This is a genomic window from Nocardioides sp. FY1077 (assembly GCF_058681775.1).
This window is the reverse complement of sequence record NZ_JBZWDB010000001.1, coordinates 662,784-682,279: the sequence shown is the minus strand read 5'-3', so window position 1 is coordinate 682,279 and position 19,496 is coordinate 662,784. Positions and strand designations below refer to the sequence as shown.

Annotated in this window: 17 protein-coding genes; 9 read left to right on the top strand and 8 right to left on the bottom strand. The window is 75.2% G+C overall.

Annotation, left to right across the window (positions count from 1 at the left end; genetic code table 11):
• Positions 1 to 81 precede the first annotated feature (81 nt).
• The 3 genes from AC4OR8_RS03210 to AC4OR8_RS03200 form a co-directional block, all read right to left on the bottom strand.
• Positions 82 to 1,134 (bottom strand): MerR family transcriptional regulator, encoded by a 1,053-nt coding sequence (locus tag AC4OR8_RS03210; RefSeq protein ID WP_492164123.1) that lies wholly within the window; start codon positions 1,132 to 1,134, stop codon positions 82 to 84.
• Between the two features lie 110 nt (positions 1,135 to 1,244).
• On the bottom strand, positions 1,245 to 1,715 hold the full coding sequence (locus tag AC4OR8_RS03205) for an SRPBCC family protein (protein WP_492164122.1): 471 nt from the start codon (positions 1,713 to 1,715) through the stop codon (positions 1,245 to 1,247).
• A 31-nt stretch (positions 1,716 to 1,746) separates the two neighbouring features.
• Positions 1,747 to 3,213: a CCA tRNA nucleotidyltransferase gene (locus AC4OR8_RS03200; protein ID WP_492164121.1), complete on the bottom strand. Its 1,467-nt coding sequence runs from the start codon at positions 3,211 to 3,213 to the stop codon at positions 1,747 to 1,749.
• Between the two features lie 76 nt (positions 3,214 to 3,289).
• On the opposite strand from AC4OR8_RS03200, the gene AC4OR8_RS03195 reads away from it, so the two are divergent.
• The 7 genes from AC4OR8_RS03195 (at position 3,290) to trxA (ending at position 12,822) form a co-directional block, all read left to right on the top strand.
• Positions 3,290 to 5,653 (top strand): DUF6049 family protein, encoded by a 2,364-nt coding sequence (locus AC4OR8_RS03195; RefSeq protein ID WP_492164120.1) that lies wholly within the window; start codon positions 3,290 to 3,292, stop codon positions 5,651 to 5,653.
• Positions 5,650 to 7,422: a murein biosynthesis integral membrane protein MurJ gene (gene murJ, locus AC4OR8_RS03190; RefSeq protein ID WP_492164119.1), complete on the top strand. Its 1,773-nt coding sequence runs from the start codon at positions 5,650 to 5,652 to the stop codon at positions 7,420 to 7,422. The genes AC4OR8_RS03195 and murJ overlap by 4 nt, the downstream gene beginning before the upstream one ends.
• Positions 7,423 to 7,520: 98 nt before the next feature.
• Entirely contained in the window at positions 7,521 to 9,479 is a 1,959-nt protein-coding gene (locus AC4OR8_RS03185) for a protein kinase family protein (RefSeq protein ID WP_492164118.1), read from the top strand.
• On the top strand, positions 9,476 to 10,153 hold the full coding sequence (gene sigM / locus AC4OR8_RS03180) for an RNA polymerase sigma factor SigM (protein WP_492164117.1): 678 nt from the start codon (positions 9,476 to 9,478) through the stop codon (positions 10,151 to 10,153). Before AC4OR8_RS03185 ends, sigM begins: the two co-directional genes overlap by 4 nt.
• Before the next feature lie 73 nt (positions 10,154 to 10,226).
• Positions 10,227 to 11,207 carry a hypothetical protein gene (locus tag AC4OR8_RS03175; protein WP_492164116.1) on the top strand — a complete coding sequence of 327 codons (981 nt, stop codon included), beginning with the start codon at positions 10,227 to 10,229 and terminating at the stop codon, positions 11,205 to 11,207.
• 155 nt (positions 11,208 to 11,362) lie between these two features.
• Positions 11,363 to 12,388: a thioredoxin-disulfide reductase gene (gene trxB, locus AC4OR8_RS03170; RefSeq protein WP_492164115.1), complete on the top strand. Its 1,026-nt coding sequence runs from the start codon at positions 11,363 to 11,365 to the stop codon at positions 12,386 to 12,388.
• Between the two features lie 107 nt (positions 12,389 to 12,495).
• Positions 12,496 to 12,822, top strand: a complete 327-nt coding sequence (gene trxA, locus AC4OR8_RS03165) for a thioredoxin (RefSeq protein ID WP_492164468.1) — start codon at positions 12,496 to 12,498, stop codon at positions 12,820 to 12,822.
• On the opposite strand, the gene AC4OR8_RS03160 is transcribed toward trxA, so the two are convergent.
• The gene (locus AC4OR8_RS03160; protein ID WP_492164114.1) at positions 12,794 to 13,522 is read right to left on the bottom strand and encodes a GNAT family N-acetyltransferase; all 729 of its coding nucleotides are present in this window, start codon (positions 13,520 to 13,522) and stop codon (positions 12,794 to 12,796) included. The genes trxA and AC4OR8_RS03160 overlap by 29 nt on opposite strands.
• Before the next feature lie 105 nt (positions 13,523 to 13,627).
• On the opposite strand from AC4OR8_RS03160, the gene AC4OR8_RS03155 reads away from it, so the two are divergent.
• Both AC4OR8_RS03155 and AC4OR8_RS03150 read left to right on the top strand, forming a co-directional pair.
• Positions 13,628 to 14,953 (top strand): aminotransferase-like domain-containing protein, encoded by a 1,326-nt coding sequence (locus AC4OR8_RS03155; protein WP_492164113.1) that lies wholly within the window; start codon positions 13,628 to 13,630, stop codon positions 14,951 to 14,953.
• Entirely contained in the window at positions 14,953 to 15,726 is a 774-nt protein-coding gene (locus tag AC4OR8_RS03150) for a lysophospholipid acyltransferase family protein (RefSeq protein ID WP_492164112.1), read from the top strand. Before AC4OR8_RS03155 ends, AC4OR8_RS03150 begins: the two co-directional genes overlap by 1 nt.
• Positions 15,727 to 15,912: 186 nt before the next feature.
• Here the strand turns inward: AC4OR8_RS03150 and AC4OR8_RS03145 are convergent, their stop codons facing one another.
• The 4 genes from AC4OR8_RS03145 to AC4OR8_RS03130 all read right to left on the bottom strand — a co-directional run bounded on the left by AC4OR8_RS03145 (position 15,913) and on the right by AC4OR8_RS03130 (position 19,365).
• A complete protein-coding gene (locus tag AC4OR8_RS03145; protein WP_492164111.1) occupies positions 15,913 to 16,962 on the bottom strand; it encodes a ParB/RepB/Spo0J family partition protein in 1,050 nt (349 codons plus the stop codon).
• Entirely contained in the window at positions 16,959 to 17,897 is a 939-nt protein-coding gene (locus tag AC4OR8_RS03140) for a ParA family protein (protein ID WP_492164110.1), read from the bottom strand. Before AC4OR8_RS03140 ends, AC4OR8_RS03145 begins: the two co-directional genes overlap by 4 nt.
• Before the next feature lie 176 nt (positions 17,898 to 18,073).
• A complete protein-coding gene (gene rsmG, locus AC4OR8_RS03135; RefSeq protein ID WP_492164467.1) occupies positions 18,074 to 18,811 on the bottom strand; it encodes a 16S rRNA (guanine(527)-N(7))-methyltransferase RsmG in 738 nt (245 codons plus the stop codon).
• Between the two features lie 98 nt (positions 18,812 to 18,909).
• Positions 18,910 to 19,365 (bottom strand): Jag family protein, encoded by a 456-nt coding sequence (locus AC4OR8_RS03130; protein WP_492164466.1) that lies wholly within the window; start codon positions 19,363 to 19,365, stop codon positions 18,910 to 18,912.
• Between the last annotated feature and the right edge of the window lie 131 nt (positions 19,366 to 19,496).

Here is a 19,496-nt window from a genome sequence, read left to right as displayed (position 1 = left end):
CAGGACGTGTCGGAGAGACAGGGGTCTCGACACGGCTCGTCGCCGACGCTCCTCCCCTGCTCGAACGACGAGGCCGAGGCGTCAGGTGAGGTCGACGACCGCGACGGCGAGGTTGTCGTCGGCGCCGGCGGTCTCGACGGCGCCGGCGACCGCGTCGGCGACGGCCTGCGGGTCGCCGCCGGCGCACAGCAGGTCGGCGAGGGCGGCGGGAGTAAGCCGGCCGTGCACGCCGTCGGTGGTCAGCACCAGCCTGTCGCCGGGGCGCACGGCGAACGCCGACAGGTCGGGCTCCGGGGGTCGGGTGCCGGCCAGCGCGCGGTTGAGCTGCACCCGCCGGTCGTCGGCACGCGCCTCCTCGTCGGTGAGACGCCCCTCGTCGACGAGGGTCTGCACGACGGTGTGGTCGCGGGTGAGCCGGGTCAGCCGCCCGTCGCGCACCAGGTAGCCGCGGGAGTCGCCGACATGGGCGAGCACGGCCTGGCCGTCGGCCAGCGTGACGGCGGTCAGGGTGGAGGCCGCCGCGGGGTCGGCCGCGACCGCAGCGGCCGCGCGCGTGAGCGCCGCGTCGAGGGCGGCGACCGGGTCGGTGCCGGGGAGGTCGCCGTCGCGCTCGGCGGCGGCGAGCGCCGCGAGGGCGCGCTCCGCGCTGCCGCGGGCCGAGCCGACGCCGTCAGCCACGGCGACGAGCCGGGCTCCGAGGAGGACGGCGTCCTCCTGGCTCTCGCGCGCGCCCTGCTCAAGGCGGGCGGCGCTGCGGGTGTGCAGGTGGTGGGTCATCTCGTTCTCCTCGCTCGGCTCACGGGTGAGCTCGTCGACGAGGTCGGCCAGGAGGGCCCGCGCCGAGGCCGTGTCGGCCGCGAGCTGGCGCCCGTACGACACCAGCTCGGCCGCGGCGGGCCCGGGAGGGAGGTCGGCGACCACCCGGATCCGGGCCAGCGGCATGCCGACCAGCCGCAGCCGCGCCACCAGCCGGGCGCGGCCCAGCTGGTCGGCGGCGTACCACCGGTAGCCCGTGACGGGGTCGACGGCGGCCGGGGCCAGCAGGCCCGAGTCGTCGTAGAGCCGCAGGGCCTTCGGCGTCAGCCCGCTGGCGCGGGCGAAGTCGCCGATGGTCATCGGTGCGGGTGGGGGCACGGGTCGATCCTGTCCGTCCTCGTCACCGGCGAACCGTTCGCCGGTGAGGCGACCGTGCGGCCTGCCGCTGGGACAAGGTCAACCCCGGAATCGACCCGGGGTCGGCCCCGTCAGCGCTCGAGCTCGGTCTTGATCCGCTCGAGGGTCTGCCGCATGCCCTGCTGCAGCTCGCCGACGAAGGTCGGCACCCCGCCCATCGCCACCTTGACCAGTGCGTTGGAGACTGCGGCGATGCCGTCGGGGGTCTCGCGACGCTGGGTGATCCGGGTGCCGCCGTCGGCGGTCGGCTCGAGGGTGAACGACCAGATCGTGCGGTTCTCGCTCACGCGGAACGCGAACGAGCGGTGCGGCTCGAAGCGCACGACCTTGGCCGTGGTCGGCCACACCAGCCGGCCGCGGTGGTTCAGGTTGACCATCCGGCTGCCCTGCTGCACCGCGCCGCCGGGCACGAAGGTGCGCAGCACCTGCGGGCTCCACTCGCGCATCCGGCGCACGTCGGAGACGAGCGCCCAGGTCTGGGCGGGGGAGGCGGCGACCTCGATGGTGGCCTCGAGCTCGGTGGGGGCTGTGGTGTCCGTCATAGCCCGAACGTACCGTCAGTACGTCGCGACGTCAGCGTGTCGCCCACCACGCGAGCAGCTCGGCGCGGGCGACGTCGGGCTCCACCGGCCCGCGGTCCATCCGCCGCTCCAGCAGCCACCGGTAGGCCTCGCCCACCTCACGGCCGGGCGCCACGCCCAGGGCCTCCATGATCTGGTTGCCGTCGAGGTCGGGACGCAGCGCGTCGAGCTCCTCGGCCTCGGCCAGCACGCTGATGCGCGCCTCGAGCTCGTCGTAGGTGCGGCTGAGCCGCTCGGCCTTGCGCCGGTTGCGGGTGGTGCAGTCGGCACGGGTGAGCACGTGGAGGCGCTCCACCTGGTCGCCGGCGTCGCGCACGTAGCGGCGCACCGCGGAGTCGGTCCACTCCCCCGAGCCGTAGCCGTGGAAGCGCAGGTGCAGCTCGACGAGCCGGGAGACGGCGTCGATCTCGTCGTTGGAGAAGCGCAGCGCCTTCATCCGCTTGCGCGTCAGCTTCGCGCCCACCACGTCGTGGTGGTGGAAGGTGACCGTGCCGTCGTCGACGAAGCGGCGGGTGCGCGGCTTGCCGACGTCGTGCATCAGGGCGGCGAAGCGGGAGACGAAGTCGGGTCCGCCGCCCGGCAGCCGGTCCTCGAGGTCGATCGACTGCTCGAGCACGGTGAGGGTGTGCTCGTAGACGTCCTTGTGGCGGTGGTGCTCGTCGCGCTCCAGCGCCAGCGCCGGCAGCTCGGGCAGCACCCGCTCGGCCAGGCCCGTCTCCACCAGCAGGCTCAGGCCGGCGCGCGGGTGGGGGGCGCAGACCAGCTTGACCAGCTCGTCGCGCACCCGCTCGGCCGAGATGATCTCGATGCGCTCGGCCATCGCCGTCATGGCCGCGGTCACCGTGGGGTCGACGTCGAAGCCGAGCTGGGCGGCGAAGCGCGCCACCCGCAGCATGCGCAGCGGGTCGTCGGAGAAGGAGTCCTCCGCGCGCCCGGGGGTGCGCAGCCGGCGGTGGGCGAGGTCGACCACCCCGCCGAACGGGTCCTCCACCTCGCGGCCCGGCAGCCGCACCGCCATCGCGTTGACGGTGAGGTCGCGCCGGGCGAGGTCGCCGACCAGCGAGTCGCCGTACTGCACCTCGGGGTTGCGCGAGGAGGGGTCGTAGGTCTCCGAGCGGTACGTCGTGATCTCGACCTGCCAGTCGCCGCGGCGGCAGCCGATCGTGCCGAACGCGCGACCCATGTCCCAGGTGGCGTCGGCCCAGCCCTTCAGCAGTCGCTCGGTCTCGTCGGGGCGCGCGGAGGTGGTGAGGTCGAGGTCGTTGTGGCGCCGTCCCAGCATCGCGTCGCGCACCGGACCGCCCACCAGCGCGATCTCGTGGCCGGCGTCGGTGAAGCGGCGGCCGAGCTCGTCGATGACCTCGGCGATGCGGTCGAGCTCGTCGGCGACGGCGCGCTGCACCTCGACCACGCTGAGGGGGCCAGGGGGGCGCAGGAGGGCGGGCTCGTCGGACGACACGGGCGGGCAGTCTATCCGCGCGGGCACCCCCGTCGCGCTTCCCGGGACCCACAGGCTCCTCGTCTAGCATCGATGCGTGTCCCGACCGTCCGCGCTGCTGCCTGCCCTCGTGGCGGCGCTCGCGGTGGCCCTCGGCACCACGGCCCCGGCGACGGCCGCCCCCGGGCCCGCCCAGGTGGCCCCCGCGGCCGACGAGCCGGTCGAGCCGCTCGAGGTGACCATCGACTCGATGACGCCGGCGGTGGTGCCCGAGAACGGCAGGCTGCGGATCACCGGCACCATCACGAACGTCGACGACACCGACTGGGCCGCGATCAACCTCTACCCCGTGCTCGGCACCGCCAGCCCCGGGGCCACCTCGTCCACGCCGGGGGTGACCACCCCGATGACGACCCCGGCCGAGCTCGCCGCGGCCGCCGCCACCGACCCGCTCTCCTACGCCGGCGACCGGATCGTCGACCCGGGGCCCTACGACACCGTCGAGTCCCTGGCGCCCGGCCAGAGCACGACCTACCGCATCACGCTGCCGTCGCGGCGGGTGCCGGTCAGCGAGCCCGGCGTCTACTGGTTCGGCGTGCACGCCAACGGCGAGAACGAGGACGGCCGCGAGGACACCGCCGACGGCCGGGCCCGCACCTTCCTGCCGCTGGTCGACGGCACCCGCGCCGACGACGACGCGGTGCCCCTGGCCCTGGTGGTGCCGCTGCGCCGCGGCGTCACCTACGCCGCCGACGGCTCGATCGACGACGTCGAGGACTGGACGACCAGCCTCGGCGACGGCGGCCGGCTCCGCGCCGCCCTCGAGTTCGGCGCGGCCGCCGGCTCCCGTCCGCTGACCTGGCTGGTCGACCCCGCCGTCACCGACGCCGCCGGGCGCCTCGCCGCCGGCAACCCGGCCCGCTCCATCGCCCCCACCGTCGACCCCGACGAGGGCGGCGATGACGCGGGCGACGAGGGCGACGGCGACGGCGACGAGGGGGACGGCGACGAGGGGGACGGGGCCGGCGAGCCGACCTCGCCGGGGGCCACCGCCGGCACCGCCTCGCCGAGCGCCAGCCCCTCGGCGGAGGAGGAGCCCGCCCAGCTCGACCCGACCACCGCGGCCGCCGCGGAGGCCGGCTCCGCCTGGCTCGACGACCTCGGCACCGCCCTCGACGGCTCGAGCCAGCTGCTGTCGCTGCCCTACGGCGACGTCGACGTCTCGGCCGCCGCCGTGCACGAGCCCGGCCTCTACGAGCGCGCCCGACGCCGGTCGGGCTCGGTGCTCGCGCCGTTCGACGTCGAGACCACCCCGGCCCTGCGCTCCCCGCTCGGCTACCTCTCCGGCCAGGCGGTGGAGGGCGCCGACGAGGACGAGACGGTGCTGCTCGCCGACCGCGCCGTGGCCCGCGGCGACGCCGGCCTGCGCCGCGACGACGGGTCGGTGCCGACGACGGCCACCGTCGGCGGTCGCCGGGTCGTGGTCACCTCCTCCGGCGCGATGGCCGGCGGGCCCGCCCCCGGCGAGCGTCGTACGCCGACCGCGATGCGCCAGCGGCTGCTGGCCGAGGTCGCGGTGCGGCTCCTCGACGTCGAGGGCGAGGGGAGTGCCGAGCCGCTGGTGGCCGTGCTGCCCCACGACTGGGTGCCGAGCGACGGCGCGTCGTTCTTCACCGGGCTCGACCAGTCGTGGGTCGACCTGGAGACCGTCGAGGACGCCACCGCCGGCCGGTCCGCGTCCCGCGACGCGGCCGTGGCGCCCGCCGACCTCGTCTACCCCGAGCACCAGGCCGCCACCGAGGTCCCCGCGTCGGGCTTCGACGCCGCGGAGCGGCTCGTCGAGGCCGGTGGGGCCCTGGAGACCCTGCTGACCCTGAACGACCAGGTCGGCACCGCCGTGCTCGACCAGGCGCTCACCACCGTGTCGTACGCCGCGCGGCAGGAGCCCGAGCTCGCCCTGGCGGCCGCCGCGGGAGCGCAGCGCGGCGTCGACGTCCTGCTCGGCTCGGTCGACGTGATGGCCCCGCCCGGGGTGACGCTGTCGAGCGAGAGCGGCAAGTTCGGCGCGACCATCGACAACCGTCTCGACGAGCCGGTCACGGTGCGGCTGACCTACCGCACCGACCGACCGCTGGTGATCAGGGGTCCCGAGGACGCCATCGAGGTGCCGGCCGACAGCCAGACCACGGTGCTGCTGGACGCCCGCACCGACGCGCTCGGCGTGCACGACGTCACCCTCCTGCTCACCGACCGCGACGGCCGGGTGATCGGCACCAGCGCCGACCTCCCGGTGCGCTCGGCCCAGGTCAGCCAGATCATCTGGCTGATCATGGGCACCGGCATGGTGCTGCTCTTCGGCACCATCGCCCTGCGCCTGGTCCGCCGGCTGCGCGACGCCCACCGCGAGGCCGGCGGGGCGGCCACCGCCGCCGGCGACCCGGCCGGGGCGAGGCCCGCGTGAGGCACCGCGCCCCTGGCCCGCCGGTCGTCGGCCACGACGCCGCCGACGGCGCCGACGACCCCACGGGACCGGTCGAGGCGGTCGGGGAGGCCCAGCGACTGACCGGTCCCGAGGGACCCGACGGGTCGGCGGCCGAGCAGCGCTCCATCCTGTCGTCCAGCGCGGTGATGGCCGCCGGCACGGTGGTGTCGCGGATGAGCGGCTTCGTGCGCTCGGCGCTGCTGGCCGCGGCGCTCGGCATCCAGCTGCACGGCGACGTCTTCACGATCGCCAACACGATCCCGAACATGCTCTACATCCTGCTGGCCGGCGGCGTGTTCAACGCCGTGCTGGTGCCCCAGCTGGTGCGCTCGATGAAGAACGACGCCGACGGCGGCGCGGCGTACGCCGACCGGGTGGTCACCCTCGCGCTGCTGTTCCTCGGGGCGGTGACGTTGCTGCTGGTGGCGCTCGCGCCGTGGGTGATGGCGGTCTACCTGCCGTCGGGCTGGGACGCCGGCGCGCGGGAGTCGGCGATCGACTTCGCCCGCTACTGCCTGCCCCAGGTCTTCTTCTACGGCATGTTCGTGCTGGTCGGGCAGATCCTGAACGCCCGCGGCCGGTTCGGGCCGATGATGTGGGCGCCGATCGCCAACAACGTGATCTCGGTGGCCGTGCTGGTCGTCTACCTGCTCGTGTTCGGGCCCGCGGCGGGCGACGAGGTCACCGGCGGATTCACCGCGGCCGAGGAGCTGCTGCTGGGGCTGGGCTCCACCCTCGGCATCGTGGCGCAGCTGGTGATCCTGGTGCCGTACCTGCGCTCGGCCGGCTTCCGGTTCACCCCCCGCGTCGACTTCCGCGGCACCGGCCTGGGCCAGACCGCCCGGCTGGCGAAGTGGACCGTGGCCTACGTCGTGGTCAACCAGGTGGCCTACTCCGTGGTGGTGCGCCTCAGCGCGACCGGTGTGGCCGGGGGCAGCGAGGGCGGCACCGGCAACACCGTCTACGCCTCGGCGTTCCTCATCGTGATGGTCCCCCACTCGGTCGTCACGGTGTCGCTGGCCACCGCCGTGCTGCCGCGGCTCTCGGCGCGCGCCGCCGACGGCGACCTCGCCGGGCTCGGGCGCTCGCTGGGCGCCACGCTGCGCACGGCGCTGGCCGTGCTGGTGCCGTTCGCCGCGCTGCTGCCGGTGGTGGCTCCCGAGGTCGCCCGCGTCGTGTGGGGCTACGCCGCGGCCGCCGACACCTGGCCCAACGCGGTGCCGACCCTCGCGCTGTTCGGCCCGGGCATCGTGGTGTTCACCGTGCACTACCTGATGCTGCGCGGCTTCTACGCCCTCGAGCAGACCCGCACCGTGTTCTGGATCCAGTGCGCGGTGGCGGCCACCAACATCGTGGTCGCGGTGGCGCTGGTGGGTCTCACCGACGACGCCGCCACCGCGTCGTCGCTGGCGGTGGCGTACGCCGCGTCGTACCTGGTCGGCTCCGCGATCTCCTACACCGTGCTCGAGCGCCGCACCGGCGACCTCGGCGGTCGCACCACCTCCCGCTTCCTGGTGCGCCTGGCGCTGGTCGTGACGCTCTCGACCGCGGCGGCGTACGGCGTCTCGGCGCTGCTGGGCGACCTCGCCGTCGACGCGGGCGTGCTCACCACGCTGCTGCGCGGCGCCGCGGTGGCCGGGGTCGACGGCGTCGCGTTCCTGCTGCTCGCCCGGCTGTTCCGCCTCACCGAGGTCACCTCGGTGCTGGCCGTGGTCTCGGCCCGCCTGCCGGTGCTGCGAGGTCGCTGACCCGGCGGCGGACGCCTACGATGTGGGCGGTCCGGACCCCCCGGCCCCGGCCAGACCAGCCAGCCCCGCGTCGAGCCTGCGAAGGAGCCTGGAGCACCGTGGCCCACTCGATCTCGCACGGCGACGTCCTCGCCGGGCGCTACCGGCTGGTCGACCTGCTCAGCGAGAGCGGCGGGGGCCGGTTCTGGCGGGCCAACGACCGGGTGCTGGAGCGCCAGGTCGCGATCCACGTCATCCCCGCCGACGACGTGCGCGCCGACACGCTGCTCTCCGCCGCCCGCCGCTCCGCGGTGGTGCACGACCCCCACCTGCTGCGGGTGCTCGACGCCGAGCGCACCGACGACCTCTGCTACGTCGTCAACGAGTGGGGCTCCGGCACCTCCCTCGACATCATGCTCGCCGCGGGCGGGCCGCTGCAGGCCCGCCGGGCGGCGTGGCTGGTGGCCGAGGTGGCCTCCGGCATCGCCACCGCCCACGCCGCCGGGGTGGCCCACGGCCGGCTCAACCCCGAGAACGTGCTGGTCGACCGCGCCGGGTCGGTGCGGATCATCGGCCTGTGCGTCGACGCCGCCCTGCACGGCCTGGCCACCCTCGACCCGCAGGACGACGTCACCGACCTCGCCGGCCTGCTCTACGCCGCGCTCACCGGCCGCTGGGCCGGCATCTCCGGCTCGGCGGTCGCCCCGGCGCCCCAGGAGCACGGCCGGCTGCTGCGGCCGCGTCAGGTGCGCGCGGGCATCCCCCGCACCCTCGACCAGCTGTGCGACAACGTGCTCAACCCGTCGGCCGACCTCCCGCTGGGCGACCGGCGGTGCCCCACCACCGCCGCCGCCATGACCACGGCGCTGCTCGACCTGGTGGGCGACCCGGCCGGCTTCCCCGAGGAGCTCGCCGCCCGCACCGTCGACCGCGGCGACGAGACCATCAACCTGCCCGCCGTGCCGCTGCCCACCCCCCGGGACACCCCGCCCGCCCCCGCGCCCACCGCCGCCGCCGACCCGACCGTGGCGCTCGCCGTCGCAGGTGGGGCCACCGCGGCCGACGCCCGTGCCGACGAGGCCACCACCGTGCTGCCCGACGCCACACCGGCGGGCGGCCAGCACCGCGGCGACGCACCCCCCGACGACGCGAGGACGTCGCGCGGGCCCGGCGAGCACCCCACCGAGGCCGGTCTGCCCATCTTCGACGACGAGACCGACGACGTGTCGTGGCTGCGCGCCCGCTCCGAGCCGGTGCCGCCGCCCCCGCCGTTCGAGGACCCTCCGGAGCGTCCGCTGTTCGCCCCCGAGCCCTCCGACGGCGAGCCCGTGCGCCGGCCGCGACCCGGGACGGTCGCCCCCGACTCCGCGGAGTTCTGGCCCTGGGGCAGCCCCGGCGCCTCACCGCCCCCTCCGCCGGGCTCCGCCGCCCCCGCCGCCGCCACCGCCACCGACGTGCCGGGACGCAACACCTTCCGCCTCGCCGCCGCCCTGCTCCTGCTGCTCCTGCTGGTCGTGGTGGTGGTCGTGGTCGTCAACCTGGGCCGTGGCCGCACGCCGCTGGGCGCCGAGCCCGACGCCGACCCCACCACCTCGGGCCCGGCGCCGAGCTCCGCGCCGTCGTCCACGGCGCCGCCGGCCCTGCTCACCGACCTGGCGGCCACCGACCTCGACCCGCAGGGCGACCCGCAGGAGGAGTACCCCGAGCTCGCGCCGCTGGCCGTCGACGGTGATCCCGCCACGAGCTGGCGCACCGCCACCTACCTCCAGGACCTCGGTCCCGCCGGGCTGAAGACCGGCGTGGGCCTGGTCGTCGACCTCGGGGGCGAGCAGGACGTCGCCGAGGTCGACCTGACGCTGGTGGGCGAGGGCACCGGCGTGACGCTCTACGTCGCCGACGCCGCCCCCACCGCGGTCGCCGACCTGACCGCGGTCGCCGAGGTCGAGGCCGGCCGGCAGGAGCAGGTCGTGCTCGACGAGCCCGTCACCGGGTCGCACCTGGTCGTCTGGCTCACCTCGCTCCCCGCCGTCGAGGGCGGCTTCCGGGGCGAGGTCGCCGAGGTGCAGGTGCGCGGGTGAGCCCTGACGACGCCCCCACCGACGCCGAGCTGCTCGCGGCCCACGTCGCCGGCGACCCCGAGGCCTTCGGGGTGCTGTTCGCGCGCCACCGCGACCGGTTGTGGGCCGTCGCGCTGCGCACCACCGGCAACCCCGAGGACGCCGCCGACGGCCTGCAGGACGCCATGGTGGCCGCCTACCGGCGCGCCGCGTCGTTCCGCGGCGAGGCGGCGGTGACCACCTGGCTGCACCGCGTCGTGGTCAACGCCTGCCTCGACCGCCACCGCGCGGCCCGGGTGCGCCGCACCGAGCCGCTGCCCGACCACCTCGACGAGCACGCCGACCGCGGCTCGCGCGCCGTGGCCGGTCCCGGCACCGAGGACCCCGCCGAGCTGGCGGTGCGCGACGAGCAGCGCCGGGTCGTGCTCGACGCGCTGGCGACCCTGCCCGCCGAGCAGCGCGCCGCGCTGGTGCTGGTCGACATGGAGGGCTGGTCGGTCGCCGAGGCCGCGGCCGTGCTCGACTGTGCGGTCGGCACGGTGAAGTCGCGCTGCTCGCGCGGACGCGCCCGCCTCGCCGTGCTGCTGGGAGTGCTGCGTGCCGAGCGTGAGCCCACCCACACCACCGCGGGGAACCCGCCGCCGTCGGCGCCCGTCCGATCTACCGGCGACCCGCGCGGTCCGCCCCCGCGCTGAGCCCCGCACCCCCCCGCCGCCCCTGCACCACCGAGCACCGACCAGCACCCACCAGCACCGAGAGGAGGCCACGATGGACGACCCGGCCCTCACCCCCGAGCAGGAGCAGGACGTCGCGCGCCGCCTGGCCGACGCCCGGCACACCGAGCCGGCACCCGTCGACGTGGTCGCCCGCCTCGACGCGGCCCTGGCGCGGCTCTCGGTCTCCGACGTCGAGCCCGCCACCGCCATGGCCACCGACACCGACACCGCTGGCACCGACGAGAGCGGCGACGCGGCCACCGGCACCACCACGGACGCGGGCCCGGCGGGCGTGGTGCGCCACCTCTCCCCGCACGACACGCACGCCGCCCACGCCACCCGCCGCCGCCGCGCGGGCGCCATGCTGCTGGCCGCCGCCGCGGTGGTCGTGGCCGGCGTCGGCGTGGGCCAGGTCGTGGACACCGGCGGCGAGGACGAGTCGTCGTCGTCGGCCGAGACGCTGGACTCCGTCATGGAGTCCGCCGGGTCCGACGAGTCGGCCGGGTCCGCCGGTGCCGACGCGCAGCTGAGCGAGCGAGGTCCCGCGCTCAGCGACGCGGAGAGCGGGGTGGCGAGCGGGGCGGACAGCGGGGGCGAGAGCCTGGACCGCGACGCGCCGGCAGCCGGCGAGCTGGAGGACCTGGGTGCGCTGGCCCTCGTCGCCCGCGGTGACGTGCGCCCCCTCTCCGACGACGACTTCACCCGCGGCGTCGACCGCATCCGGGCCGAGCTGACCCCCGCCGGCCGGCGCTCCGACGTCACCGCCCAGGGTCCGCGGTCGGACCCCCAGACGTACCGAGGGCGGCGGGCCACCGGGCCCGCCCTGGGCCCGGCCGCCGCCCGGGTGGCCCTGGCCCGGTGGGAGGCGTGCCCGGCGGCGCCGTGGGGCCCGGGGCTGCTGGTGCGGGTGCGCTACGACCGCGAGCCGGCCGTGCTGGCCTACCGCGCCCCGGCCGGCGACACCCAGGTGGTGGAGCTGCTGCAGTGCGGCACCGGTGAGGTGCTGCGCGCGGTCACCCTCCCCCGCGACTGACCGCTCCCCACGAGGCCCCCACGGGAGCGCGCGGGCTGGCGTCGGCGGCGCCGCTGCGGCACCCTCGACGGGAATGCCGCCGCCCGTGGACCGGTTCTGGTCCCAGGTGCTCGCGCACGTCCCGCACCACCCCGTCCACCGAGGAGACCGGATCCATGTCCGACACCCGCCCAGACGTCACCCGCCAGGTCATCATCATCGGCTCGGGTCCCTCCGGCTACACCGCAGCCGTGTACGCCGCGCGCGCCGGCCTCGAGCCGCTGGTGTTCGAGGGGTCGGTCACCGCAGGCGGTGCGCTGATGAACACCACCGAGGTGGAGAACTTCCCCGGCTTCCGCGACGGCATCATGGGCCCGGCGCTCATGGACGAGATGCGCGCCCAGGCGGAGCGGTTCGGCGCCCAGCTGGTCTCCGACGACGTCGTCGAGGTCGACCTCACCGGCGCGGTGAAGGTCGTCCGCACGGCCACCGACACCTACACCGCCCGCTCCGTGGTGCTCGCCACCGGCTCGGGCTACCGCAAGCTCGGCATCGCCCGCGAGGACGAGCTGTCCGGCCGCGGCGTGTCGTGGTGCGCCACCTGCGACGGGTTCTTCTTCCGCCAGCAGCACATCGCGGTCGTCGGCGGTGGTGACAGCGCGGTCGAGGAGGCCACCTTCCTCACCCGCTTCGCCTCCAAGGTGTCGCTGATCGTGCGTCGCGAGGAGCTGCGCGCCTCCAAGATCATGCAGGAGCGCGCCCTGGCCGACCCCAAGCTCGAGATCGTGTGGAACAGCACCGTGGAGGAGATCCACGGCGCCGACCGGCTCGAGTCGCTGACCCTGCGCGACACCGTGACCGGCCAGACCCGCCCGCTCGACGCGACCGGGCTGTTCATCGCCATCGGCCACGACCCGCGCTCCGAGCTGCTCACCGGCCAGGTCGACCTCGACGACGAGGGCTACGTGCTCGTCGCCCACCCCTCGACGGCCACCAACATCCCCGGTGTCTTCGCCTGCGGCGACCTCGTCGACCACCACTACCGCCAGGCGATCACCGCGGCCGGCACCGGCTGCGCGGCCGCCCTCGACGCCGAGCGCTACGTCGCCGAGCTCGACCACAGCGACGCCACCCGCGCCGAGGCCCAGGACGCCGTCGCCGGCTCCGCGGCCTCCGACGCGGTCAAGACCGCCGGGCTCTGAGCCGCGGCAGCCCGGGCCGCCGGCCCGGGACGACGCCGACGGGAACATCCCGCCCGGTGCCGTGGTTCCACCTCCACACCCCGCACGACCACCAGAAGGGATCCATCGTGGGCAACATCAGTGCCGTCACCGACGCCGAGTTCGAGGCTCAGGTGCTCAAGTCCGACAAGCCGGTCCTCGTGGACTTCTGGGCCGAGTGGTGCGGCCCGTGCCGCCAGGTCGCCCCGATCCTCGACGAGATCTCCACCGCCCACGGCGACAAGATCACGTTCCTGAAGATGAACGTGGACGAGAACCCCGTGACGCCGTCGTCCTACCGGGTCACCGGCATTCCGACGATCAACGTCTACCAGGGCGGCGAGGTCGTGAAGACCATCGTCGGCGCCCGGCCCAAGGCCGCGCTGCTCAAGGAGCTCTCCGACTACATCGCGTGATCCCCGCGGGGGTCTCGTCCCCCGCACCGCGCCACCGCGTCCCCGTCGCCCCCAGGGCGGCGGGGACGCGTGCGTCCGGGGCCGGGGCCCGGGCGGGGCGCACCACGCCGGCCAGCCGGCCCCACGCCGCCCCGACCTCGTCGCGCCAGGTCACCGCGGCGCGCAGGTCCATCCGCAGCCGGGGCACCCGGTCGTGCGGCCGACGCGTCGCGAACCCGACGCTGCCGAGGAAGTCCGCCGGCACGACGCAGGTCGACCCGGCGCCCGCCCCACCCCCGGTGCGGCCGAACGCCTCGACGGCCCGGTAGCCCCCGCGCCGCACCAGGTCACTCGCCATGGCCTGCACGAGCAGCCGGCCCAGGCCACCGCCGGCGTGCTCGGCGTCGACGCGCACGGTGGTCAGCACCACCGCGTCCGGGGAGACCGGCGAGGTCGGGAACCCGTCGGCGGCCGGCACGTGGGCGCTCGGGGCGTACAGCAGGTGGGCCACGGGGCGGTCGTCGACGAGCACCACCTGTCCGCACGTGCCCCAGTCGCGCTGCACCCGCGCCACCCAGTCGGCCTTGGCCTCGGCCTGCGCGGCCGCGGCGTCGGCGCGTGCCCGGCGTACGGGGTCGAGCTGCCAGAACGCGCAGGAGCCGCACGACCCCGGCAGCGCGGCCAGGTGGTCGACCTGCAGCGGCTCGACCCGACGCGACACCGGCACTCCCCCGATCGCAGACCCCGTGGCGGACGCACGAGGTGGCCGAACGAACAGCGATCCCTGCGTGCACCTCGCCCGCCCATCCCTCATGCTAGGGGGGTCATGGATCCCACGCCCACGCCCGCGCGCTCGCAGTCCCGCCTCGACTCCTACGTCGACCGATACGCCGCGCGCACGGCCGGCATGACCGCCTCGGAGATCCGCGCGCTGTTCGCGGTCGCCTCGCGGCCCGAGGTGGTCTCGCTCGCCGGGGGCATGCCGAACATCTCCGGGCTCCCCCTCGACGTCGTGGCCAGCGCGATCGGCGACCTGGTCACCACCCAGGGCCCGGTCGCCATGCAGTACGGCTCCGGCCAGGGCGTGCCGCGGCTGCGCGAGCAGATCACCGACGTGATGCGCCTCGAGGGCATCGAGGCCCACCCCGACGACGTCGTGGTCACCGTGGGCTCGCAGCAGGCCGTCGACCTGGTGACCCGCATCTTCATCGACCCCGGCGACGTCGTGCTCTGCGAGGCCCCGTCGTACGTCGGCGCGCTGGGCGTCTTCAAGGCCTACCAGGCCGAGGTCGTGCACGTGGAGATGGACGCCGCCGGGCTGGTGCCGGAGTCGTTGGAGCAGGCCATCGCCACGGTGCAGGCCGCGGGCGGGCGGATCAAGTTCCTCTACACGATCCCCAACTTCCACAACCCGGCCGGTGTGACGCTGAGCGCCGAGCGCCGTCCGCGCATCCTCGACATCTGCCGCCGCGAGGGCGTGCTGGTGCTGGAGGACAACCCCTACGGGCTGCTCGGCTTCGACCAAGAGCCGATGCGGGCGCTGCGCGCCGACGAGGCCGAGGGCGTCATCTACCTCGGCTCGTTCTCGAAGACCTTCGCCCCGGGGTTCCGCGTCGGCTGGGCGCTGGCCCCCCACCCGGTGCGGGAGAAGCTGGTGCTGGCCCAGGAGTCCGCCACCCTGTGCCCGCCGCAGTTCTCGCAGATGGCGGTGTCGGCCTACCTGGAGACCCACGACTGGCAGGGCCAGATCAAGCAGTTCCGCGAGATGTACCGCGAGCGCCGTGACGCGATGATCGACGCCCTCGACGACCTGATGCCCGCCAGCTGCCGGTGGAACGTGCCCGACGGCGGCTTCTACGTCTGGCTGACCCTGCCCCCGGGCATCGACGCCAAGTCGATGCTGCCGCGCGCGGTCACCGCGCGGGTGGCCTACGTGCCCGGTACGGCGTTCTTCGCCGACGGCTACGGGTCGAGCTCGATGCGCCTGTCGTTCTGCTACCCGACCCCCGAGCGCATCCGCGAGGGGGTGCGGCGCCTCGCCGGCGTCCTCGAGGCCGAGATGGAGCTGCGCGCCACGTTCGGCGCCTCCGCCCCCGACCGCGGCATCGGCCCCTACCAGTCCTACGACGCCCCCGGGACGGACCTCTCCTGATGCGCGACCTCACCTATCCCCCGGTCATCGCTGTCGCCAAGACCGGGTTCCGGCTCCTGGGCCAGCGGTTCGACATGTCCGGCACGGAGCACGTGCCGCGCCGCGGCGGTGTGCTGCTGGCCTACAACCACATCGGGTACGTCGACTTCGTCTACGGCGGCCTGGCCGCCAACCCGTCGGGTCGGCTGGTGCGGTTCATGGCCAAGCGGGAGATCTTCGACCACCGGCTCGGCGGCCCGCTGATGCGCTCGCTGCACCACATCGAGGTCGACCGCGGCGAGGGCGTGGCGTCCTTCCACACCGCCGTCGAGCAGCTGCGCGCCGGTGAGGCCGTCGGCATCTTCCCCGAGGCCACGATCTCGCGGTCGATGGAGCTCAAGGAGTTCAAGACCGGCGCGGTGCGCATCGCCGCGGCCGCCGGCGTACCGCTGGTGCCGGTCGTGCTCTGGGGCACCCAGCGGATGATGACGAAGGACCACCCGAAGGACTTCTCGCGCGGCACGACCATCGCCATCACCGTGGGCGCACCGCTGCACCCCACCGGTGCCGACCCCGTCGCCGAGACCACGCAGCTGCGCGACGTCATGGCGGGCATGCTCGACGACACCATCGCGCGCTACCCCGCCGCCGAGCAGCCCCCCGGCAGCTGGTGGCTCCCGGCGCGCCACGGCGGCTCGGCCCCGACACCGGCCGAGGCAGAGGAGCTCGACCTCGCCGAGAAGCGTGAGCGGGCCGCGCGCCGGGCCGCTCGACGCTCGACCGAGAGCTCCTGACACCGCCCCACCCCGCGGGGCGGGCGGTCGACGGCTGTCGGGGCCGCTGGGAGCGCGCTCCTGCGGCGTTCAGGGCGCCTGCGGCCGTCGCCGGACCACCGGCACCTCGCTCAGATCGCCGCTGACACAACATTCCGGTGCGCAATAAGTCGACTTGTCGAGAAGTCGCCGTGTCGGCATGTCGCTTTAGCGACCTGTTGACGGCGGGTCGATGACGTCGACGATGCGCTGCAGGTCCTCGACCGACGCGAACTCCACCGTCACCCGGCCCTTGGCCTTGCCGAGGTCGACCTTGACCCTGGTCTCCAACCGCTCCGACAGGCGCTCGGCCACGTCGGCGAGCCCGGGCGCCGCGTCGCGGCGCCGGGCCACCCGGGGCCGGTCCTCTCCCCCGGTCTCCCCCAGCGACACGATCTCCTCGAGCGCCCGCACGCTGATGCCCTCGGCCACCACGCGGGAGGCCAGCCGGTCCTGCACCTCGGGGTCGGGCACCGCCAGCAGCGACCGCGCGTGGCCGGCGCTCAGCACGCCCGCCGCGACCCGCCGCTGGACGGCAGGCCCGAGCCGCAGCAGCCGCAGCGTGTTGCTGATCTGCGGCCTGGAGCGCCCGATGCGCTGCGCGAGCTCGTCGTGGGTGCAGCCGAAGTCCTCGAGCAGCTGGGCGTACGCCGACGCCTCCTCCAGCGGGTTGAGCTGCGCCCGGTGCAGGTTCTCCAGCAGCGCGTCACGCAACATGTCGACGTCGTCGGTGGAGCGCACGATCGCCGGGATCGTGGTCGAGCCGGCCTCCTGCGAGGCACGCCAGCGCCGCTCCCCCATCACCAGCTCGTAGGAGTCGGGCCCGACGGCGCGCACCACCACGGGCTGCAGGAGCCCGACCTCTCGGATGGAGTGGACCAGCTCGGCCATCGCGTCCTCGTCGAACACCTGGCGCGGTTGCACGTGGTTGGGGTGGATCTGGGTGATCGGCAGCTCGGCGAAGTACGCGCCCGCCACCGGGGCGAGCCCGTCGTGCTCCACCGCGGCCGCGTCTGCGCTGCTGAGCGCAGTGCCGCCACCGTCGGGAGCACCCGACGGCGCCGTCGCGCCCGCGGGGAACGCCGCCGCCGCGCGCTCCGGCGTCGCGGCGTCCCCCGACGCGGTGTCCGGCGCCGTCTGCGGCGCCGGAGCCGTCGGGATCAACGAGCCCAGGCCGCGCCCGAGGCCGCGGCGGGCCGGCGTCCGGGGGCCGCTCACGCCGTCACCGCCCGCGACGCGATCTCGCGAGCCGCGTCGAGGTAGCTCAACGCGCCAGGGGAGCCCGGGTCGTAGGTCATCACCGTCTGCGCGTACGACGGCGCTTCCGAGACGCGTACCGAACGCGGGATGTTGGTGCGCAGGACCTGCGCGCCGAAGTGCTCCCGCACCTCGCCGGCCACGCCCGCGGCGAGGCGCGTGCGGCCGTCGTACATCGTGATCAGGATCGTGGAGACGTCGAGGCCGGCGTTCAGGTGCTGGCGCACCATGCCGACGGTCTCCAGCAGCTGCCCGAGACCCTCGAGCGCGTAGTACTCCGCCTGGATCGGGATCATCATCTCGTCACCGGCCACCAGCGCGTTCAGCGTGAGCAGGCCCAGCGACGGGGGACAGTCGATCAGCACGTAGTCGAGGCGCTCGTCGCCCACCTCGGCGAGCGTCCCCACCCACGGGTGGGCGTGGATCGCGGTGCGCAGGCGCTGCTCGCGTGCATCGACGCCGACCAGCTCGATCTCGGCCCCGGCCAGGTCGATCGTCGCGGGGAGCACCCACAGCCGGTCGACGTCGGGGCACGGCACGGCGAGGTCGACGATGGGGGTGCCTTCCACCAGGGCGTCGTACGTCGACGCCACTCCACGCTGGTGCTCCACGTTGAGGGCGGTGGAGGCGTTGCCCTGGGGGTCGAGGTCCACCACGAGGACCCGCTGCCCGAGCTGGGCCAGCGCCGCGGCGACGTTCACCGTCGAGGTGGTCTTGCCGACGCCGCCCTTCTGGTTGGCCACCACGAACACCCGGGTGTGTGCCGGTCGGGGGACACCCGGTCCGATCCGCAGCCCTTCGCGGGCGAGCACGGTGTGCTCGGCGGCGCGGGCGAGCGGCGTGGCGTCGTCGTGGAAGGACGGCGACTCCTCGGCCACGTCGGCGGCCGTGCGCACGGTGAACCCTCGACTGGTTTCACGTGGAACATCGGCTGTCACAGGCGGGGGAGTGCTCCCGGTTTCACGTGAAACATCGCCAGCAGCGGGCGTGTCAGCAGCGGGGGAGCGGTGGTCGGCCATCGGGAAGACGGGCCTCTCTGAGCGGGGATCCAGCGGACACACCCCGTCGGCAGCTACGCGCGACCACCCCGACGCGGACGACCGCGGCGACGAGCGGGCGGAGCCGTTCGCGAGGGAGCGAAGGGGGCAAGCGGCCAAGATACCGCCGCCGGGTCGGCCCAGGCCACTTCCAGCAGCGTGGTCGGCGGGTCCACCAGGCCGACACCCACCGTGCGGACCACCGGCGGGGCACACCCCCAGTGGGCGAGCGCCGGCTCGGCACGGGCGACCTCGTCGGACACCGAGGACCCCTTCATGGCCACCAGGCGCCCGTCGGCGGCGACCAGGGGCATCGACCAGTCCAGCAACCGGGCGAGCGGCGCCACCGCCCGCGAGGTCACCACATCGAACACCTGTTCGAAATGCAAGGCCTCTGCCCGGTCGCGCCGGACCACCACCTGGGACAGTCCGAGGTCGTCGACGACCTCCTGCAGGAACACCGTCCGCCGCAGCAGCGGCTCGACCAGCGTCAGCTGGAGGTCGGGGCGGGCCACCGCCAGCACCAGCCCCGGCAGGCCGGCCCCCGAACCGATGTCACACACCCGGGCACCCTCCCGCAGCGCCTCGCCCACCACGGCGCAGTTCAGCAGGTGCCGGCCCCACAGCCGCGGGACCTCACGCGGCCCGATCAGGCCGCGGGTCACCCCGGCGCCGGCCAGGTGGGCCCACAGCCGGTCGGCCAGCTCGAGCCGGTCAGCGGGGAACGCCGCCGACGCCGCCTCCGGCCGTGCGGCCCCGGTCTCGTCGAGCACCGTCCCGTCCGGCGCCGAGGCGCCCGGCTCCGTCGCGCCCGGCGCCGTCGCGTCCGGGGAGGACCCGGGAGCGGGGGAGGGGGTCTGCTCCACGTCGCTCAGACCGGGACGACGACCACGAAGCGGCGGGGCTCGACGCCCTCCGACTCCGAGGACAGCCCGGCGGCGGCGACGGCGTCGTGCACCACCTTGCGCTCGAACGGGCTCATCGGCGTCAACGACAGCCGCTCGCCCGACTCGCGCACCTGCGCCACGCTCTGCGCGGCCAGCTCCTCGAGCTCGGTGCGTCGCTGCGCACGGAACCCGGAGATGTCGAGCATCAACCGCGAGCGCTCACCGGTCTCGCGGTAGACCGCGAGCCGCGTGAGCTCCTGCAGGGCGTCGAGCACCTCGCCACCGTCACCGACGAGCTGGGTCAGCTCCGCACCGACGATGGACACCGCAGCGCGGTCACCGTCGACGTCGATGTCGAGGTCGCCGTCGAGGTCGGCGATGTCGAGGAGCTCCTCGAGGTAGTCGGCGGCGATGTCACCCTCCGCCTCGAGCTCGCGCAGGCGTCGCTCGCGGGCCGACTCCTCGCTGCCGGGGCCCTCGGCCGCGGCGGCGGTGAGCTGGTGCGTGACGGCCTCGACCCCGGCGTCGGTGGTCGTGCGCGCGTCGTCCGGGCCTGGCCCCTCACCCTGCT

What these genes read in the sequence shown, in the direction of transcription:
- AC4OR8_RS03205 (WP_492164122.1), bottom strand. Translation starts at nt 1,715, where the DNA reads ATGACGGACACCACAGCCCCCACCGAGCTCGAGGCCACCATCGAGGTC.
- AC4OR8_RS03175 (WP_492164116.1), top strand. Translation starts at nt 10,227, where the DNA reads ATGGACGACCCGGCCCTCACCCCCGAGCAGGAGCAGGACGTCGCGCGC.
- trxB (WP_492164115.1), top strand. Translation starts at nt 11,363, where the DNA reads ATGTCCGACACCCGCCCAGACGTCACCCGCCAGGTCATCATCATCGGC.
- AC4OR8_RS03155 (WP_492164113.1), top strand. Translation starts at nt 13,628, where the DNA reads ATGGATCCCACGCCCACGCCCGCGCGCTCGCAGTCCCGCCTCGACTCC.
- AC4OR8_RS03150 (WP_492164112.1), top strand. Translation starts at nt 14,953, where the DNA reads ATGCGCGACCTCACCTATCCCCCGGTCATCGCTGTCGCCAAGACCGGG.